The following is a 16960-nucleotide window of genomic DNA, read 5'->3' as shown; positions in this document are numbered from 1 at the left end:
ACACACATACAATGACAGGAGACGAAAAATCAGCCGGGAAGCTACTTCAAGATAACGGGAGGAACGAACATGGGGCAAAAGCTCGTTGGGATACTGCTAAATGCCGCTGTGCACGGGGGCGTTCCCCGGTTAAAAACCGGACAGGAATCTCTGGCCAACTACGAGGAGGCCGCCGCCGCATACGGATTAACCCCTTGCTTTCTGAAGCTGTCCGGCATCGATACGCAGACCGGCTTCAGCAGGGCATATATAAAGGGTCTGCACGGATACCGGAGTCAAGTCATCCCGACGCCGGAGGTCATCCATAACCGGGCGATCTATGACCCGGGCAGCAGCGGCGTCCAGCGGCTGCTCCGGCAGGGTATTCAGGTATACAATACATGCAACCGCTACGGCAAGGATCAGATTCACGGCCTGCTGGAGCAAAACCAGGAACTGCAGACGGTTCTGCCAGTCACATCCGCCGGAATGTCCGGCCTGAAGGAAATGATGGAGAGATATCCGGATCTCATTCTCAAGCCTTGCCGGGGGAGTGTAGGTAACGGGGTTATGCGTCTTACACGGATCAGCGGGGCAGGACGGTGGAAATGGAGCTACTCTCCTACCGGCTCAAGACGCTGGTACAGTGTGCCGGTGAATCAGGGCGCCATGCCCCGGGCACTCCGCGCCAGACTCTCTTCGGTACCGTACCTGGTGCAGGAGCGGATACCACTGGCTGAGATAAACGGCCGCCCCTTTGATCTGCGCATTACTGTACAGCGCGGCTGGGGCGGAGACTGGCAGGTAACCGGCATGTTCGCCAAGCTGGCGCCACCGGGCGGCTTCGTGTCCAACATCGCCCGGGGGGGCGAAGCGCTGAGTTCATCCTTCGCTCTGGAGAAGGCTTTCCCCGGCGAAGCGGCCTCGCGGATCCGCATGTCTGTCCTCTCCCTCAGTCTCGCCATTGCCCGTGAGCTGGAGCAGAGCCTCCCGGGCCTTGCCGATATCGGTCTGGACATCGGCGTTACGGGGAGCGGACGCTTATATTTCATCGAATGCAACGGGCGCGACCAGCGTTACGGCTTCAAGAAAGCCGGGCTCGGCCTCATCTGGAAAGAAAGCTACCGCCGCCCAATGGGCTATGCCAGATATCTGTATGAAGAGGCTGCACGGCATAACTCTTATTGATTTGTCTTCTATTCTATGTCAATATAATGCAGAGCGGGTGAGGTCCTTGGCTACCGGGACCTTGCTGCTGCATGATGGAAGGGAGATGGGCATGGTTAAACAATTGCTGCGGCTGATGACCGAGCTATCCTCACACAGATGGCTTTCCCGGGTAATGGGCGCTTTTTCCCATAGCAGACTCAGCCGCTTTATGATTCCGGTATTTATTCGTTCCTATCATATTCCTGCCGCCGAGGCGGAGAAGACTGCAGGAGAATACCGTACACTTAATGAATTCTTCAGCAGACGCCTGAAGCCGGGAATGCGGCCGGTGGCAAGCGGTGAACAGGCTGTGGCAAGTCCTGTGGATGCCATGATTACGGCAATGGGCGACATTAACTGCGGAACAATAATGAATGTGAAGGGTCAGGATTATACGCTGGAGGATTTGCTTAATCATTCGCCACACCTCGAATTGTATAAAAAAGGCTATTATTTCGTCCTCTACCTGAGCCCCACCGATTATCACCGGATTCATTCCCCGTTAACCGGACAGCTGCGGGAGAGCGATTATATCCGCGGGCGGGCTTATCCCGTGAATGATTTCGGCATGCGGCATATGAAGAGTGTCCTGAGCCGCAACGAACGGCTGATTACTTATATAGCCGGCAGCTATGGCGAAACCGCCATGGTCAAGGTAGGCGCAATGAATGTGAGCAGTATCCGCTACACTGATGAATCCGCTACTGAATGGCAAATAGGCGACGATCTAGCCTATTTCGAATTCGGTTCTACCGTAGTTCTTCTACTGGAGAGCGGCACCTTCACCCCGCGCCACGGGCTTACCGTGGACACGAAGGTGAAGATGGGCGAGCTGCTGGGTGAGATGCGGCGGGCTACTTAGCTACCGGGCAGAGTCCGGCTTGAAAGAAACAGCTCAAGAGGGATTTATGAAATGCTTCACAGACAGGCAAAGCCCCGCACAAAGATACGTGAGTGTATCTTGTGCGGGGCTTTGTTATTGCTGAAGAAGCGTTTCGCAAAAGTCCGGACCGTTTACTTCTGCTATAATTTTACCGTATAAAGGTGTTCCTTACCTGCTTCGCTCTCTGAGCATCAGTATACCCGGCTTACCTTCGGCTCATCTACCCAATCGCTGGCGCATTGTACTCGGTTTTTCGCATACATTCGCCTCGTTTGCCCTGTCTTTGGTGCAATGTATTCGGTTTTTCGCATCCATTCGGCGCGTCTACCCTATCTTTGGTGCATTGTATTCGGTTTTTCGCTTACATTCGGCTCGTCTGCCCTATCGTTGGTGCATTGTACTCGGTTTTTCGCATACAATCGGCTCGTCTGCCCTAACGCTGGTGCATTGTACTCGGTTTTTCGCATACATTCCCTCGCCTAGCCCATTTCCAGCGTAATCAAAGGGATTTATCCCTCTAATTCCCTCGTCCAGCCCACTTCCAGCTTAATCAAAGGGATTTATCCCTCTAATTACCCGAGTTACTCCGTAACCTTACTCTGATTAGCCACCTCGCGCGCTTTCTCCTGTACCTCTTCCGGCTCGCCGAGATAGAAGCGGCTGATCGGCTTCACATCATCATCCAGCTTGTAGACCAGCGGGACGCCGGTTGGAATATTGAGATCCAGCAGCGCCGTTTCATCAATATCCTCCATGTATTTGATCAGGGCCCGCAGCGTATTGCCATGCGCCGAGATCAGGACGCGTTCCTTCTTGCGGATCAGCGGCACAATCCGGTTGCCCCAGAAATCGCCAACCCGGTGCACGGTATCCTCCAGGCTCTCTCCGCGCGGAATATCGCCGGGACGCACTTCCTTATAGCGGATATCATTTCTGGCATAACGCGGATCATCCGGCTCCAGCATCGGAGGCCGGACCGAGAGGCTGCGCCGCCAGATATGGAGCTGTTCCTCGCCGTATTTCAGTGCGGTTTCACTTTTGCTGAGGCCCTGCAGCGCTCCGTAATGGCGCTCATTCAGCTTCCACGATTTCTGCACGGGAATCCACAGCAGATCCATCTCATCCAGCACATAGTTTAGTGTCTTAATTGAACGCTTCAGCACCGAGGCGAAGGCAAGATCGAACGTGTATCCCGCATCCTTCAGCAGCTTGCCTGCTTTCTTCGCCTCTTCCACACCCTTCTCCGTCAGATCGGGATCACTCCAGCCCGTAAACAGGTTCTGCCGGTTGTATTCACTCTCTCCATGCCGTATCAGTACTATTTCGTACATAAGTTCTCTCCTTCTCCCGTGTGTTTATTCAGCTGCTCTTAGCGGCAGCTTCTCAGTTCTTATGCGGATCATTCTTATATTCTGTCACAGACAGGTGCTCTCTTCAACTTTACGTCCCCGGCTTCCCAGCAGCCATTGTAATAGAAGAAACGGCCCCGCCCTGAATGGGCGCGCCGTTCCGTCAGAGGTCTATATTATCTATTCCCCAAAAAGCCCTGCCGGTAATCCGGCAGGACTGGCCTTCTCCCGCCTGGACGAGAAGGGCTTACATACTGTTTCGCTGTGCTCCCGGGTCACCGGGCCATCCAGCCATATTCGGGAGCGCTGGTTGTCAGCGTATTTCCGATGGGCTTTTGCCGGTGTGCTGCTTGAACTGGCGGCTGAAGAAGAAGATATCGCGGTAGCCCAGCGCATCCGCCACCTCAGTCACATTCATACCGGCGTACAGCAAGAGATGCTGGGCCCGTTCAATCCGGGTGCGGATCACATAGGACTGAACCGAGGAGCCGGTGATCTCTTTGAACTTGATCGAGAAGTAACGCGGCGACAGCCCTGCCCGTGCGGCCAGATCCTCCACCCGGTGCGCAGCCCCTGGATGCTGGCTGACATAGTTAGCCACCTCGTGGATCACCTCAGCCAGCTGGTTGCTGACATGGCGCTCAATTGGCACGACCTGGTCCTGCCGCAGCAGATGAATCATCAGCTGCTTCAGGATCAGGCGGCCTTCTTCCTCTGCAGCGTAGGTCTGCACCAGGAACAGGCGGACGTAACGGGCCAGCAGATGCTCGAACTCCACGGTCTCCGTCAGTTCATGATAAGGCGCAGGGATCTCCGTCACCTCTTCAGCGACATCGAAATGAATATATGTAAGCACAAGCGGTTTCTGCGGATTATGTGTAGCACTGGTGTGATCTCCCGGGCGGAACAGGAAGCAGCTTCCCTTCCCCACCTGATAGGGCACTCCGCTGCGCACAACGGTTCCTTCCCCGCTCCAGACATAGAACAAATCATAATTTTGCAGCGGCTTCTCTCTTTTTTGCCACTTCCAGCCCGGTTCACAGACGATCTTCGCCAGAGCCGGGAGGATTACAAAAGAGGATGGCGATGCATGCAGCATATTGGTCCCTCCTAAAGTTTTGTGGGCATGCCTTCCCTGTATTCCTTCGAAATAACGGGCAGTAACACCCGCTTCGAATGCGTAAGCTTACTTTTCATAATACCTTGTCCGGTTCCCTTTTGTACATCTTCCCCTACCTGCAGGACTGTTCCTATCAACCCTCTATCTGTTAAAATATAGGAATCATCCTACTATAGATCGGCGGGAAGTATATGGACTACCACTATCTCTTTCACTATTATGATGAATCCACCGGCCCCTTCCGGAATCTGTCTGACCTTTCGCCTGAAACAGCGGAGACGGTGCTGCAGGATATCCGGGAGCAGAGTAAGGGCTTTGCCAGCCAGCGTTCCGCAGATTATCTGCAGATCCGCCGCAGCCTTGAACAGAGGGCGAGAGAGCAATTTATCGCCAAAGGAGGCAAGCCGGTCCGCCGGCATCCGCATTACATGACTTTGGGGCGATGCCCCTGGCTGCAGCAGTGGTATCCACAGGGGATGGAGCTGAATATCCCGGTTGCGGCCTTCAACCCTGAGCGGATCAGCTTCACCTACGGCGATTTATTTCCCACCATGCGCTATGCGGACGGCAAACCTTACCGCGGGCAGGTCTACACACTGAAAGAGATCCTTGAGGTGGTCCGCGAATACGGTCTGCCGCAGAAATGGAACGCAGCAGGAGACTCTGGCCCTGAGCGTTACGTCGAAGTCCAGATCTGGGAGGAGCCGCCCGGCTTATTCCAAAAGTATTTGTGAAAACGCGGCATTCCTCAGTGACGGCGGCAATTCACGGTGATATAATGTTAGGCAATGTTAGCGTATATATCCCAGAAGAATACCGGAAGGATGAAACTGATGAATCCACTGGCTGGACAATTGAATGACAGCATCAAGGCAGGCAATGAACATGTGTACGATATGCTCTCTAATCTCGGCAAAGCAATCTATTTCCCCAAAGAGGGAATCCTGAGCCAGTCTGCAGAAGCGACGGCTCATGCCAAGAAGTATAATGCTACCATCGGTATTGCTACCGAGAACGGAATGCCGATGCACCTTGGTGTGATCCAGGATAAACTCTCCGCCTACAGCCCCAAAGACCTGTACGGCTACGCGCCTCCTGCAGGCAAGCCGGAGCTGCGTACGGTATGGCGGGAGAAGATGCTGCGTGAGAATCCGTCGCTTGAAGGCAAATCCTTCAGCAATCCTGTCGTTACGAACGCCCTGACACACGGGCTTAGCATAGTTGCCGACTTGTTCGCAGAACAAGGGGATGCCGTCATCTATCCGGACAAAAACTGGGAGAACTACGAGCTGACCTTCGGCATCCGCCGTCTGACCGAAACCGTTAACTATCCGCTGTTCACCGAAGATATGAGCTTCAACAGCGAAGGACTGCTGGATGCGCTGCTGGCCCAGAAGGACCGCGGCAAAGCCATCGTCCTGCTCAATTTCCCTAATAACCCGACAGGGTATACACCAGGCATTAAAGAAGGCGAAGCCATCGTTGCCGCAATCCTGCGTGCCGCTGAAGAAGGCGTTAATGTCGTAGTCGTCAGCGATGATGCTTATTTCGGACTCTTTTTCGAGGATTCACTGAAGGAATCGCTGTTTGGCAAGCTCGCGAATCTGCATCCCCGTGTCTTGGCAATTAAGATCGACGGAGCTACTAAAGAAGAATTTGTCTGGGGCTTCCGCGTCGGCTTCATTACCTATGCTTCCGAGAACAAAGAGCTGCTGGCTGCCCTGGAGCAAAAAACACTCGGTATTATCCGGGCCACCATCTCCAGCGGAGCGCATCCGTCCCAGACCTTTGTACTGGATGCGCTGAAGGCGCCGGAATTCGCCGCCCAGAAGGAAGAGAAGTTCCAGATCATGAAAGGCCGGGCCAACAAAGTGAAGGCGCTGCTGGACAGCGGCAAATACGGCGATGATGTATGGACTTATTATCCGTTCAACTCCGGGTACTTCATGTGCCTGAAGCTGCTCACCGTGCCGGCTGAAGCCTTACGGCTCCATCTGATCCACAATTACGGGCTGGGCACCATCGCCCTTGGCGAAACAGATCTGCGCATTGCCTTCTCCTGCATCGAAGAGGATCAGCTTGAGGATCTGTTCGATCTGGTCTATGCAGGCATCCGCGATTTGGAGAAAGCCTGATTCCCAGCCTCTGCACACGTAAGTCAGCTCCGGATTTCCGGGGCTGACTTTTTTTGCCCTGCCCTATGGCATTGGCCTATACACGTTCTTCCCTCCGCACATACAATACGATGTACTCAAGTACAACAACTCAAACGCGAAAGGGGAATGAACATGAGCGAAGAAGTTAGAGGCGGATACGGATACGGACACGGTGCATTCACAAGCACAGGCGCAATTCTGGTTCTCTTTATCCTGCTGGTTATCATCAGCCGTTCACTCTTTGTCTAACCGGGAATAAGTCCCTGGAGGGAGCCCAGCGCTCTCTCCGCTCCCCGTGTTGCAGCATTCCCTGTTCCACCCAAGTAGAAACGGCTTTGCCGTCCTTTTAAGGGACGGTGTTGTTTCAGCGAGAAATAGAAGGATAAGTTATCGTGTGAAACATATAAATTCTTATATTTTGAAATTAAGAGGGCAACTCCCTCTATATAAAAATGGCCTCACGCTCCGCGTCAGCAGAGTATGAGGCCATTTTTCATGTGCACATTTTTGTTGCTAAAAGAGTCTGTTCTACAAGTCATCCTCATCCGTCCGGGCTTCCTTGCGGGTGGAGTAGGCCTTGAACAGATAGGCCAGCAGCGCTCCGCACGCCAATGTTCCCAGAACCGGCAGCGGACGCGCTCCCGCCTGAAGCAGAAGAGGCAGTCCGGTCAGCAGAGCCAGCACCAGATGCGCCCGGAATACAAACTGGATGGTTCCCTTGCTCTTGCTGCCTTCCGGCAGCGGATACACGGTCAGCCAGAACGACTCGCTGTGCAGCTTGCGCAGCGCCGTCAGCTGAATCCCCATCAGGAAGAGGAAGAAGATATAAATGCCGCTGCCGGTGTAGCTGTCCTGATTCATCCAGACCAGGAACAGGTCCAATACGGCAATCCGCAGAACGATTCCGAAGATATCGCCTCTGGCGAAGCTTTTGGTCAGGAGAAAGCGGTAGGCGGAATTCCGCTGCCAGGTTATGCCGCCGCCCCACCGGGACAGGTAGCGCCGGGCATAGACCCGCTGCTCACGTCCAGGGACATCAACGAACCAGCCGAGGACCATAAGCGCCCGGGTCCCCTGATTCTTCTCCATCGTAATCAGGCGTTCCCACGGAACAGAATGCCGGCCGGGTACGGCCAGCGCTGCCGCGTAGGCTGCGGCCAGAATTACGATGAAGATCAGCGCACGGACCGGCGGCTGCCATACCCAGGCCGCAACCATCAGGGTGCCCACTGCCCAGCGCAGCAGGTTGTAGCCTATGGCAGCCGGCCGGGAGAGCATAGCGGTCTCCCGCCATAACCCGAAGCTGGCGAGCAGCTTCACCAGGATCAGGACCAGCAGCGTGGCCAGCAGCCCCTGATGGGATTCATCCGTGCGTATGTACAGCGGCCATAAGGTAATGAGGACAAAAGCCAGCCGCAGGATCTTCCACACATTCCCGCTGACCCAGGAAGGGGCGAAGTACTCCTTCATCCGGTGGCCCTGCGGCAGCAGGAAGATCGTATCCGGAGTCTGCAGATAGGTCCGGAAGCTGCTGTGCACCGCCGCCGGCACCAGCAGGACGAGCATAATCCAGCGGATGGGAATACCTGCCGGGATATCGCGCAGCAGGGAAGTGTACCAGGCGGAGAAGATGATCAGCACCAGCAGGAACACCATTGCTACCCCGCTCTGGATGATATACCCCATATAGGGGATCAGGCTTCCTGTAAACCGGCTGCGCCGCTGCCGGCGCAGCTCCTTCAAATCCATATCATTTCCCTCCCTGAACCAGTTCGTAGAACAGCTGCTCCAAGTTCAAGCCCTGCAGCCCGGCCTTCGCGGTCATCTCGGCGAGCGTTCCCTCCGCGATTACCATTCCGCGGTGCAGCACAATGAACCGGTCGCAGTAATTCTCGATGGTGGAGAGGATATGCGAGCTCAGCAGAATGGACGCCCCGGATTTCTTCAGGTCCAGCATGAAATCCAGCAGTGAGCGGATGCCGAGCGGATCGAGGCCGAGGAACGGCTCGTCAATCACATACAGTGCCGGGCGTGCTACGAACGCACACATAATCATCACCTTCTGCTTCATGCCTTTGGACAGATGGGACGACAGCGTATCCATCTTGTCCTCCATATTAAAGAGTGCGGCCAGCTGGCTGGTGCGCGATTCATAATCGCTGCGCTCCACCCCGTAAGCTCTAGCAGTAAATTCAACATGCTCGCGGACGGTCATCTCCTCATAGAGGAGGGGGGACTCCGGAACGAAGGAGAGCGCGCTGTGGTAGCTCTCGGGATCGCTGCTGCGCGTCTTGCCCTGCACGGTAATCTCACCTTTATGCGGAGACATGAGTCCTAGAATATGCTTCATGGTTGTACTTTTGCCTGCGCCGTTCAAACCGATAAGCCCGACCATTTCACCGGGCTGAACCTGCAGGCCGATATCATGCAGCACCGGCTTGTTCAGGCTGTATCCTCCGCTTAAGCCCGTAATTTGCAATACGGGAGCTGTGTTCATTGGCCGTCACCTCTCGGGGTTTTGTTCTTGAGCCACTTCGGGGCTCCCTTGTTCTTGCGGTTCTTGTCCCGCTCCGCATTGCTGCGTGCCTTGCCTGCGGGTGATGCCGCGCTGCGCGTGCTCGCGGCAATCCCCGGCCGGTGCTGCTCACGCCGCACCGTACCAGCCCCAGCACCAGCTGCGCCCGGCTGCCCTGCCGGAGCTTCGCCGCCCGTCCCTCCGGCTGTTCCAGCCGCCGAGGTCCGCACCTGCGGCTTGCCGGTGCGCGGCCCGGCTTCGCCGCCGCGCGGGGCAGTGCCTTCGCGGCGGGCTGCACCTGCGCCGCCGCCGCGGAATTCACTGCGCTCGCCCTCCGTCAGCGCCTTGCCAAAGGCCATTTCCCGCTCGTCCAGCTGGATATCCAGCTCGCGGGCGAATTTGCGCATGATGAACGTCTGCTGCTCCGTAACAATCGTTACGGACAAGCCGCGTTTGCCCATGCGCCCCGTGCGTCCGGCACGGTGGACATAGTGCTCGGAATCAAAGGCCGGATCGAAGCTGACGACCAGTGTCAGATTCTCAATGTCCAGGCCTCTGGCCGCCACGTCGCTGGCGACCAGCACCTTGAGCTTGCCGTCACGGAAGCGGGCCAGCACGTTTGCGCGCGTAACCTTGTCGGCATCGCCGTACAGCGCTGCGGCAGGTAGGCCCAGATGATTCAGCTTCGCGGTCACCTCAGCAATATCGTCGGTGGCATTTACGAACACAATCGCCCGCTCGGGCTTGTAGTGGCGGATCACCCGGCGCAGCATATCCACCTTGTTCCGCTCCTCGGATACCACGTAGTGATGTTCAAGACTCTGGGCCGTCATCATCCCGGGATCAATGCCCACCTCTGCGATGTTCTTCATTTCCTTGTTGGCCAAGAGCTTGGTTTCCGGTCCGATGGTCGCGGACAGCATAACCAACTGGCGTGTGCGCAGCGCGCTGCTGACGATCTTCGTCACTTCGCCCGCGCCGCTGAGCTGGAACATCTGGTCCGCCTCATCGAGAATAATCGTCGTCACCTCATGCATCTTCAGCTTGCGCAGCCCGATCAGCTCCCGCACGCGTCCCGGTGTACCTACAACCAGCTGGGGATGCTCGCGCAGCTTGTCAATCTGGCGTTTGATCGCCGCCCCGCCGATCAGCCCCATCGCCCGGATGCCCCGGTGGGCTCCGTAGCGCTCTGCTTCGCGGAGAATCTGCATCGCCAGCTCCTGGGTTGGTGCCAGCACCAGCTTCTGCACCGATTTCTGGTCCGGATTGATCCCTTGCAGCAGCGGCAGCAGGTAGGCCAGAGTTTTGCCTGTCCCTGTCTGGGATGCGGCCAGAACATCTCTTCCTTCCAGCAGAAGCGGGATCGTCTGCTCCTGTACAGGGGATGGTTCGGTGATGCCGAATTCAGACAATCGGGCAACGAGGTCTTCCTGAATGCCGATAGCTGCAAAAGAAGCTTTATTCATAATAGTAATTCATCCTTTTCGCTTAAGATAATATGTTCATTATATGCCAAAAAGGCCTCTCCACCAAATGGAAGGCCATAAGTTCCAATCTACGCCATATTTTATATATGTAATTCCATCCTGCATGCAAAAGGGGACAAGCCGTTTGCTTCATAGCTGAGCAATCATTTTCTGTTCATTGCGTTATAGGTCAGCTTATCCGCCAGCCGCGGAAACAAGCCGTATAGACGAATCCCGAAGGCTGCCAGACCGGGCAGATCCACTTCTTCCATGCCTTTGTCCATCAGCTTCACGATCTTCGCAGACACATGCTGCGGAGTCATCATGATCCGGCTCACGCTTTTCTCATAATTGCCTGAAGGATCGGCGGTCTTGAAGAATTCGGTGGCGATGGGTCCGGGGTTCACGGCCGAGACAATAATTCCGCTCTTGCGGAGCTCCTGGCGGAGCGCATTGGTGAAGCCGAGAACAGCATGTTTCGTAGCCGTATAGGCAACTGCGCGGGCTGTGCCGATTTTGCCGGCCATAGAGGCCACATTCACGATCTGACCGCTGCCGCGCTCCAGCATATGAGGCACTACCGCCTTGGTGCAGCGGACAATCCCCATATAGTTCACGTCCATCATGGCATCGAATTCGCCGGACTCCATTTCCGTAAAAGCCGCAAATTTGCCATAACCGGCATTATTGAGAAGAATGTCGATTCTGCCGTACTGTTCAAGAATCTCCGCGAAGGTACGCTCCACTGCCGCCTCATCGGTCACATCACAGACGAACAGTCCAAAAACGCCCGGTATCCCGGCCGCGGTTTCTTTCAGCTTGTCTTCCGAACGGGCCAGCAGAATGGGAACGGCCCCACGCTGGCTGATCATCTGTGCCGTAAGCGCACCGATACCGCTCGAAGCTCCTGTAATAACAACAACCTTGCCTTGTAATGCCATGGAATGTGTTCAGCTCCCGAATATCCGCCTAAGAGATCATAACCTGAATATCAAGCTCCCCGATGCCTTCCATCATAAGCGGAATACTCAGCGCTCTGCGCGGAAGGACGGACATGCTCTCTGTCTTCATTAACTTCGGCGGTGTAATGTCTACCGAAACCCCTTGATTGGAGAGAATAGTACTGGCATTGCCGCTGATCATGTTGCCAAGCTCCGAAATGGCACTCTGGCCCATCTCGTCCATTTCCGTAATCACATAGCCGCCCATCATGGCCGAAACCATCTTAAGCGCCACGTGCTCGGCGATTCCGAAGATAATATTCCCGCTGAGCTGACCTGTCATTCCCACTTGAATCCATATATGATTATCGATCAGTTCAATGTCCTTAATACCCAGAATACCGGTAGACGGCGAGACTTGTATCACCTGTTCAATTACAATTCGTGCAGACTCTAGAAACGGATTGATTACTTCTGCTTTCATGAAAGTGCTGTCCCCCCTCGACCAGGCTTTAGTCATATACCAAAAGTCCTAAGCAATAATGATTTATTATACTTCATATATCGGCATTATTCATCAAAAATTAATGGTCTTGTCGAATGAATTCACAAGATAGTTTGGACGGCGACATTGCCCTGCCGGGTGTAATCTCCTATAATTTAATCAAATGCCAACACTGAACGTAAGATTTGCGGCGCATTTCCCTCCGGGTGCAGCATTCACTGCGTATTTCCCCCTCATTCCTGGCAGACAATCCGCAGCATGCAGACCCTGGCCCATCAAGCTGTTAACGGCGCAAACGTCCTCTGGAAAGAAGTCACTTTCCCACAACGATACCAATATACGGCGGCACCAATCCGGTAGCCATTAGGGGGCAGTCCATGAATATCAGCCAGCTTGAAACACTGATTACCATTTCCAAAACCATGAGCTTCCGCAAGGCGGGAGAACTACTCAATTTGACCCAGCCGGCGGTTTCAGCACAGATCAAAAGTCTCGAAGAAGAATTCAAAACCCAGCTTGTGGACCGGAATCAGCCTGTAACCCTGACAGACCGGGGCCAGGTATTCCTCACGCATGCGGAGCAGATTGTAGGTATCGTTGAAGAGCTTAAGCAGCGTCTTGCGGATCTTGAAGAGAATCCCCAGGGGCATATTATTCTCGGCACGACCACCTCCATTGCCATTCAGATTCTGCCGCGGATTCTGTCCTATTTCCAGGACCAGTTCCCGCATATCAAAACCTCGATCTCGTCCATGTCCTCTTCACAAATCTATCAGCATGTCGAGAACGGTCTCGTTGATGTCGGCATCGGCTATCTGATCGGCCGCAGTCCCGGAATGACAACTTCCGTCCTGTATTATGATACCTTTGAACTGGTCGTCTCGCCCCGCCATCCTCTGGCCCAGGTCAAATCGGCCGGTATTGAGGCACTTGGCAAAACACCGCTCATCCTGCTGTCCCCGGACACCGTCGGCCGGAGATTCGCCGATGAAGTACTCGCCAAACACGGTATCCAGCCCCAGGTCATCATGGAGCTGACCAGCAGCGAAGAGGTGAAACGGATGGTGGAGCTGGATCTCGGGGCAGCCGTTATTTCCAAACAGTCTGTAACCGCCGAGGTCCGAAGCGGCACGCTCAAAATCGTCCCGATCATTGAGCTTGAGGTCACCCACCCTGTAGGCGTCATCACCAAATCCGGGAAGTACGTCAATTCGGCCATGAGGCAGTTTCTGAGCGATCTTAAGGGAATGCCCGAAACCCAGTTCATCGGCTCAGAGTAACTAATGATCAGCAACCTGCAACCTATTCTGCCACCTTGGCCTAAGGAGATGTTACCTCTATGAATTTCGACCTGCATACCCATCATTTCCGCTGCGGTCATGCTGACGGAAGCATCAGGGATTATATTGAAGCCGGAATAACCGCGGGTCTTGATGTAATCGGAATTTCCGATCACACGCCCTATTTCGGAAGTCCGTCCGAGCAGGCTTTTCCGCGTATCGCGATGGCCAAATCGGAGCTTGTCCACTACGTAGAGGAAGTACTGGCTCTGCAAAAGGAGTACGAAGGCCGCATTGATGTCCTGCTCGGCATTGAGTCCGACTATTTCCCCGAGCATGCGGAGCTGTACCGGAAGACGCTGGCCGCCTATCCGTTTGACTATGTGATCGGTTCGGTGCACAGCGTGGACGGCAACAGCATATTTAATAAAAGCCGCTGGAAGGGTCTGGGTCCAAAGCAGAAGCTGGCAGCCAAAGCGGAGTATTACCGGCTGATCGCCGAATCCGCGCGCAGCGGCATGTTCCAGATCCTCGGACACATTGATGCGATGAAGGGCAACTATCCGCAGTTCTCGGAAATCTCCGCTCCCCGGGAGATTGATGAAGCCTTAAGCGCAATCAGCGAATGCGGGCTGGCCATCGAGATCAACACCTCGGGCGGCACCAAGCTGTGCGGCGGCTGGTATCCGTCGGATGAGATTCTGGAGCGGGCGCTGCATTTCGGCGTGGAGGTCAGCTTCGGCTCCGATGCCCATAAGCCTTCCCGGGTGGCTGATCAGCGCAATAACGTTGCCGCGCGGCTCAAGGAGATCGGATTTAAGCACTGGGTCTACTACAAACGGCGCGAGAAGATTACAGTAGGACTATAGCTGTAGGATAACGGAGACGGCTTAATTCTCTGCTGGACAAAATAAATGCACCGCATGCGGTCCGGCTGTTGACGATGCTTGCCATCGTCCGCCGTTACCGCTGCGGTGCATTTTTGCTATGGTTATTCCTTATTCAGATTATCGCAGGTGAAGCCCTGCTGCTTCAGCGTCCGCCCGGCGTCGCCGTACTGCGGATTCAGGGCATAGAAGCGGGCAATTGTACTGCTCCAATCCCTCTCGGTCAGCCCTTGAGCCCTAAGTGACTCGCGGTGGGTCTCATTGTACTCTTGGATCAGGGCTTTCTGATCAGGGTTATATGTTTCTTCATGATACACAGCCGCCATAGGCAGGCGCGGCTTCTTCGGCAGCTCTTCACCCGGATAGCCAATACACAGGCCGGCCACCGGGAATACATATTCGGGCAGCTGCAGCAGCTCAATCACTTCCGCTGTGCGGCGGCGCACGCCGCCGATCGGGATAATCCCCAGTCCCAGCGACTCCGCAGCAGCCACCGCATTCGCTAAAGCGATGCCGACATCGGTTGCACCGACCAGCAGCGCATCCACATCTCCTGCCGCTTCAAACGGCTGGTCTTCCAGCTCTGCCGCCAGCCGGGCCCGGTGAAAGTCCATGCAGAACACCAGGAATACCGGCGCTTCGGCCACATGCTTCTGGTTCCCGCTCAATACCGACAGCTGCCGCTTCCGTTCTTCGCTGCGTACCGCAATGACCGATACCTGCTGGCCGTTCACCCAGGATGGTGCGGCCTGGGCTGCCTCAATTATGGTCTTCAGCTTCTCTGGTTCTACCGCCTGCCTTGTATATTGCCGGAAAGAGCGGTGGTTCGTAAGTAGTCTAATCACTTCGTTCAAGAGTTATGTCCTCCTCGCCAAATGCTGTTTCGATATATCCATCATAGCCTAATGACTCCGGCTACCGCCAGCAGAATGCGGTGAAACCGGAATCGGCATACGGCACGCCACAAAAAAATGGACCCGAATCATCGGGTCCCAACAGCAGTTATATTTTCAAAAGGGGGTCATGTACTTAGTTTAACCGGAGACTGTTAGAGTTTGATAACGGCATTATTTCAATTGTGTAACAATGTGAATACTTTCATTACATCGCCCGAGCCGTCCGCCATCGGCAGTGTCCGCTCCAGGGTCAGACCATTCTTGAGCATCACCTGCTCCGATCTGAGGTTGTCCCCGCGGCAGCGTCCCTCCACCTTCAGCAGCTCCAGTTCGCGGAACCCGTAGGCCAGCAGCAGCCCCAGTGCTTCAGTGGCGAAACCGCGCCCCCACCATGCAGGATTAAGCATATACCCCAGCACCGCCTTGCCCTCATGCCGGTTCCAGTTCTGCAGGGAGACCGATCCGATCAGCTCCGGCTGTCCTTTGAGATAGATGCCTGCATGCAATGCGCAAGGGTCATAACCATGCAGCATCCGGTTCACCAGCTTATCCAGAACGCCCTGCTGGGAGGATGAGCCCTGGCGCAGCTGAATATGCGGCTGCACCTCCGGATGGGAGAGCAGCGCCCGCAGCACTGCACCGTCAGCGGATGCCATACTTTTCAGTTCTACCGCCGCTCCCTGCAGCGCCATACCCATAATCGCTTCATAAGTGCTCATGAACTTCACCCTCTTCTGCTGCTCTCGTTAAGCCGCATCCTCAAGCTCTGCCGTCTTACTCCCGGCGCAGAGTCAGTACAGTAAGCTCCGGCCGGCACATGAAGCGCAGCGGCATCATGGTTTCGCCGAATCCCCTGTTCACATACACCGGCATCGCCTTATTCTCTGTGTAATACAGGCCGTCTATGTATTTCTGCGAGCCGTAAGGCGTGAACGGCGCACCCAGCAGCGGCAGACGGATCTGACCGCCGTGGCTGTGCCCCGAGAGCTGCAGGTGAAACGGATACCCTTCCGCCGTATCGGCGTAATCCGGCTCATGCATCATCAGCACCGTGAACGTGCCGTCCGGGATGCCCTGGATTGCGGCCTCCGGGTCCGGCTTGCCATGCAGCATATCGTCCAGTCCTGCCACCGCCATCACAGCGCCGCCCTGCTTGATCAGGTAGGACTGGTTCCGCAGCACACGGAAGCCGGACTCGTTCAGCAGGCGGGTAAGCAGCTCCGTATTCTTGTAATCATGGTTGCCCAGGATGGCGTACTTGCCCAGCGGAGCTTCAAGCTCTGCCAGTATAGCGACCGAGTCTGTCAAATCCTCGGCGTAGCTGTCCACAATATCCCCGGTGAAGCAGATCAGATCCGGCTTCTCCTCCTTGATGTGCTTAGTCAGCCGGGCCAGATCATGCGCATCCTTGTTGAAGCCCAGATGCACATCGCTGAAATGAACGAGCCGGGTACCGGCAAAAGCCGAAGGGAGATCCTTCAGCGGCAGCTCCCTCCGCGTAATCTCCAGCCAGTTCGGCTCGCCCTGCCAGGCATAGCCGCCGGTAAGCAGGCCGGCGCCAACTACGGTTGCCGCCCCCCGGGCGAGGAACTGGCGGCGGGTCATTTTGCGGCCGCCGGCCCCCTCTTTCTGCGGAGGGGTATGACCGCCGGTGCCTGCTGCCGGCAGGTCAGACCTGGGAGAGCCCCCGGACGATTTTGTACTCATAGGGAGATTCTCCTTTCTATCCTGAAATCTATTCGGTTAATGCCGCTTATGTTCGTATACAGAGCAT

17 protein-coding genes are annotated in these 16960 nt (G+C 55.4%); 7 read left to right on the top strand and 10 right to left on the bottom strand.

The window, feature by feature from the left end:
* Positions 1-69 precede the first annotated feature (69 nt).
* Both NSU14_RS02565 and asd read left to right on the top strand, forming a co-directional pair.
* Entirely contained in the window at positions 70-1167 is a 1098-nt protein-coding gene (locus NSU14_RS02565) for a YheC/YheD family endospore coat-associated protein (protein WP_340942589.1), read from the top strand.
* Positions 1168-1258: 91 nt separating this feature from the next.
* Positions 1259-2050 (top strand): archaetidylserine decarboxylase, encoded by a 792-nt coding sequence (gene asd / locus NSU14_RS02560; RefSeq protein WP_340942586.1) that lies wholly within the window; start codon positions 1259-1261, stop codon positions 2048-2050.
* A gap of 602 nt (positions 2051-2652) precedes the next feature.
* Here asd and gpmA read toward each other — a convergent pair.
* Entirely contained in the window at positions 2653-3402 is a 750-nt protein-coding gene (gene gpmA / locus NSU14_RS02555; protein WP_042139774.1) for a 2,3-diphosphoglycerate-dependent phosphoglycerate mutase, read from the bottom strand.
* Between the two features lie 331 nt (positions 3403-3733).
* Complete coding sequence (locus tag NSU14_RS02550) at positions 3734-4519, bottom strand: helix-turn-helix domain-containing protein (protein WP_039306903.1); 786 nt, start codon at positions 4517-4519, stop codon at positions 3734-3736.
* 212 nt (positions 4520-4731) lie between these two features.
* Here NSU14_RS02550 and NSU14_RS02545 point away from each other — a divergent pair, with 212 nt between their 5' ends.
* The 3 genes from NSU14_RS02545 (at position 4732) to NSU14_RS02535 (ending at position 6945) form a co-directional block, all read left to right on the top strand.
* Positions 4732-5274, top strand: coding sequence for a hypothetical protein (locus NSU14_RS02545; RefSeq protein ID WP_042139775.1), 543 nt, complete (start codon positions 4732-4734; stop codon positions 5272-5274).
* 99 nt (positions 5275-5373) lie between these two features.
* Positions 5374-6675: an aminotransferase class I/II-fold pyridoxal phosphate-dependent enzyme gene (locus NSU14_RS02540; protein WP_042141612.1), complete on the top strand. Its 1302-nt coding sequence runs from the start codon at positions 5374-5376 to the stop codon at positions 6673-6675.
* A 153-nt stretch (positions 6676-6828) separates the two neighbouring features.
* Positions 6829-6945 carry a YjcZ family sporulation protein gene (locus tag NSU14_RS02535; protein ID WP_209994562.1) on the top strand — a complete coding sequence of 39 codons (117 nt, stop codon included), beginning with the start codon at positions 6829-6831 and terminating at the stop codon, positions 6943-6945.
* 279 nt (positions 6946-7224) lie between these two features.
* Here NSU14_RS02535 and NSU14_RS02530 read toward each other — a convergent pair whose 3' ends face one another.
* The 5 genes from NSU14_RS02530 to NSU14_RS02510 all read right to left on the bottom strand — a co-directional run bounded on the left by NSU14_RS02530 (position 7225) and on the right by NSU14_RS02510 (position 12102).
* A complete protein-coding gene (locus NSU14_RS02530) occupies positions 7225-8445 on the bottom strand; it encodes an ABC transporter permease (RefSeq protein WP_042139776.1) in 1221 nt (406 codons plus the stop codon).
* A gap of 1 nt (position 8446) precedes the next feature.
* Positions 8447-9193 (bottom strand): ABC transporter ATP-binding protein, encoded by a 747-nt coding sequence (locus NSU14_RS02525; RefSeq protein ID WP_042139777.1) that lies wholly within the window; start codon positions 9191-9193, stop codon positions 8447-8449.
* The gene (locus tag NSU14_RS02520; protein ID WP_042139778.1) at positions 9190-10677 is read right to left on the bottom strand and encodes a DEAD/DEAH box helicase; all 1488 of its coding nucleotides are present in this window, start codon (positions 10675-10677) and stop codon (positions 9190-9192) included. The genes NSU14_RS02525 and NSU14_RS02520 overlap by 4 nt, the downstream gene beginning before the upstream one ends.
* Positions 10678-10841: 164 nt before the next feature.
* A complete protein-coding gene (locus NSU14_RS02515) occupies positions 10842-11618 on the bottom strand; it encodes an SDR family NAD(P)-dependent oxidoreductase (RefSeq protein WP_042139779.1) in 777 nt (258 codons plus the stop codon).
* Positions 11619-11646: 28 nt separating this feature from the next.
* On the bottom strand, positions 11647-12102 hold the full coding sequence (locus NSU14_RS02510; RefSeq protein WP_042139781.1) for a chemotaxis protein CheX: 456 nt from the start codon (positions 12100-12102) through the stop codon (positions 11647-11649).
* 398 nt (positions 12103-12500) lie between these two features.
* Here NSU14_RS02510 and NSU14_RS02505 point away from each other — a divergent pair, with 398 nt between their 5' ends.
* Positions 12501-13403 (top strand): LysR family transcriptional regulator, encoded by a 903-nt coding sequence (locus tag NSU14_RS02505; RefSeq protein WP_042139782.1) that lies wholly within the window; start codon positions 12501-12503, stop codon positions 13401-13403.
* Positions 13404-13462: 59 nt separating this feature from the next.
* Entirely contained in the window at positions 13463-14272 is an 810-nt protein-coding gene (locus tag NSU14_RS02500; protein WP_042139783.1) for a histidinol-phosphatase, read from the top strand.
* A 122-nt stretch (positions 14273-14394) separates the two neighbouring features.
* On the opposite strand, the gene NSU14_RS02495 is transcribed toward NSU14_RS02500, so the two are convergent.
* The 3 genes from NSU14_RS02495 to NSU14_RS02485 form a co-directional block, all read right to left on the bottom strand.
* Positions 14395-15144 (bottom strand): NADPH-dependent oxidoreductase, encoded by a 750-nt coding sequence (locus tag NSU14_RS02495; RefSeq protein ID WP_042139784.1) that lies wholly within the window; start codon positions 15142-15144, stop codon positions 14395-14397.
* 218 nt (positions 15145-15362) lie between these two features.
* On the bottom strand, positions 15363-15905 hold the full coding sequence (locus NSU14_RS02490; protein ID WP_052422082.1) for a GNAT family N-acetyltransferase: 543 nt from the start codon (positions 15903-15905) through the stop codon (positions 15363-15365).
* A gap of 55 nt (positions 15906-15960) precedes the next feature.
* Positions 15961-16893: a metallophosphoesterase gene (locus NSU14_RS02485; protein WP_336103704.1), complete on the bottom strand. Its 933-nt coding sequence runs from the start codon at positions 16891-16893 to the stop codon at positions 15961-15963.
* Positions 16894-16960: the final 67 nt, after the last annotated feature.

Source organism: Paenibacillus sp. FSL R10-2771 (assembly GCF_038000205.1).
Taxonomy (GTDB): domain Bacteria; phylum Bacillota; class Bacilli; order Paenibacillales; family Paenibacillaceae; genus Paenibacillus_AQ; species Paenibacillus_AQ phytohabitans.
This window is presented reverse-complemented; position numbering and strand designations above follow the sequence as displayed.

Excerpts from the sequence above, each read along its gene's own strand:
- NSU14_RS02535 (WP_209994562.1), top strand. The coding sequence starts at position 6,829 with ATGAGCGAAGAAGTTAGAGGCGGATACGGATACGGACACGGTGCATTC.
- NSU14_RS02490 (WP_052422082.1), bottom strand. The coding sequence starts at position 15,905 with ATGAGCACTTATGAAGCGATTATGGGTATGGCGCTGCAGGGAGCGGCG.
- NSU14_RS02520 (WP_042139778.1), bottom strand. The coding sequence starts at position 10,677 with ATGAATAAAGCTTCTTTTGCAGCTATCGGCATTCAGGAAGACCTCGTT.
- NSU14_RS02500 (WP_042139783.1), top strand. The coding sequence starts at position 13,463 with ATGAATTTCGACCTGCATACCCATCATTTCCGCTGCGGTCATGCTGAC.
- NSU14_RS02485 (WP_336103704.1), bottom strand. The coding sequence starts at position 16,893 with ATGAGTACAAAATCGTCCGGGGGCTCTCCCAGGTCTGACCTGCCGGCA.
- NSU14_RS02530 (WP_042139776.1), bottom strand. The coding sequence starts at position 8,445 with ATGGATTTGAAGGAGCTGCGCCGGCAGCGGCGCAGCCGGTTTACAGGA.
- NSU14_RS02540 (WP_042141612.1), top strand. The coding sequence starts at position 5,374 with ATGAATCCACTGGCTGGACAATTGAATGACAGCATCAAGGCAGGCAAT.
- NSU14_RS02545 (WP_042139775.1), top strand. The coding sequence starts at position 4,732 with ATGGACTACCACTATCTCTTTCACTATTATGATGAATCCACCGGCCCC.
- NSU14_RS02515 (WP_042139779.1), bottom strand. The coding sequence starts at position 11,618 with ATGGCATTACAAGGCAAGGTTGTTGTTATTACAGGAGCTTCGAGCGGT.
- NSU14_RS02550 (WP_039306903.1), bottom strand. The coding sequence starts at position 4,519 with ATGCTGCATGCATCGCCATCCTCTTTTGTAATCCTCCCGGCTCTGGCG.
- NSU14_RS02505 (WP_042139782.1), top strand. The coding sequence starts at position 12,501 with ATGAATATCAGCCAGCTTGAAACACTGATTACCATTTCCAAAACCATG.
- asd (WP_340942586.1), top strand. The coding sequence starts at position 1,259 with ATGGTTAAACAATTGCTGCGGCTGATGACCGAGCTATCCTCACACAGA.
- gpmA (WP_042139774.1), bottom strand. The coding sequence starts at position 3,402 with ATGTACGAAATAGTACTGATACGGCATGGAGAGAGTGAATACAACCGG.
- NSU14_RS02565 (WP_340942589.1), top strand. The coding sequence starts at position 70 with ATGGGGCAAAAGCTCGTTGGGATACTGCTAAATGCCGCTGTGCACGGG.
- NSU14_RS02525 (WP_042139777.1), bottom strand. The coding sequence starts at position 9,193 with ATGAACACAGCTCCCGTATTGCAAATTACGGGCTTAAGCGGAGGATAC.
- NSU14_RS02510 (WP_042139781.1), bottom strand. The coding sequence starts at position 12,102 with ATGAAAGCAGAAGTAATCAATCCGTTTCTAGAGTCTGCACGAATTGTA.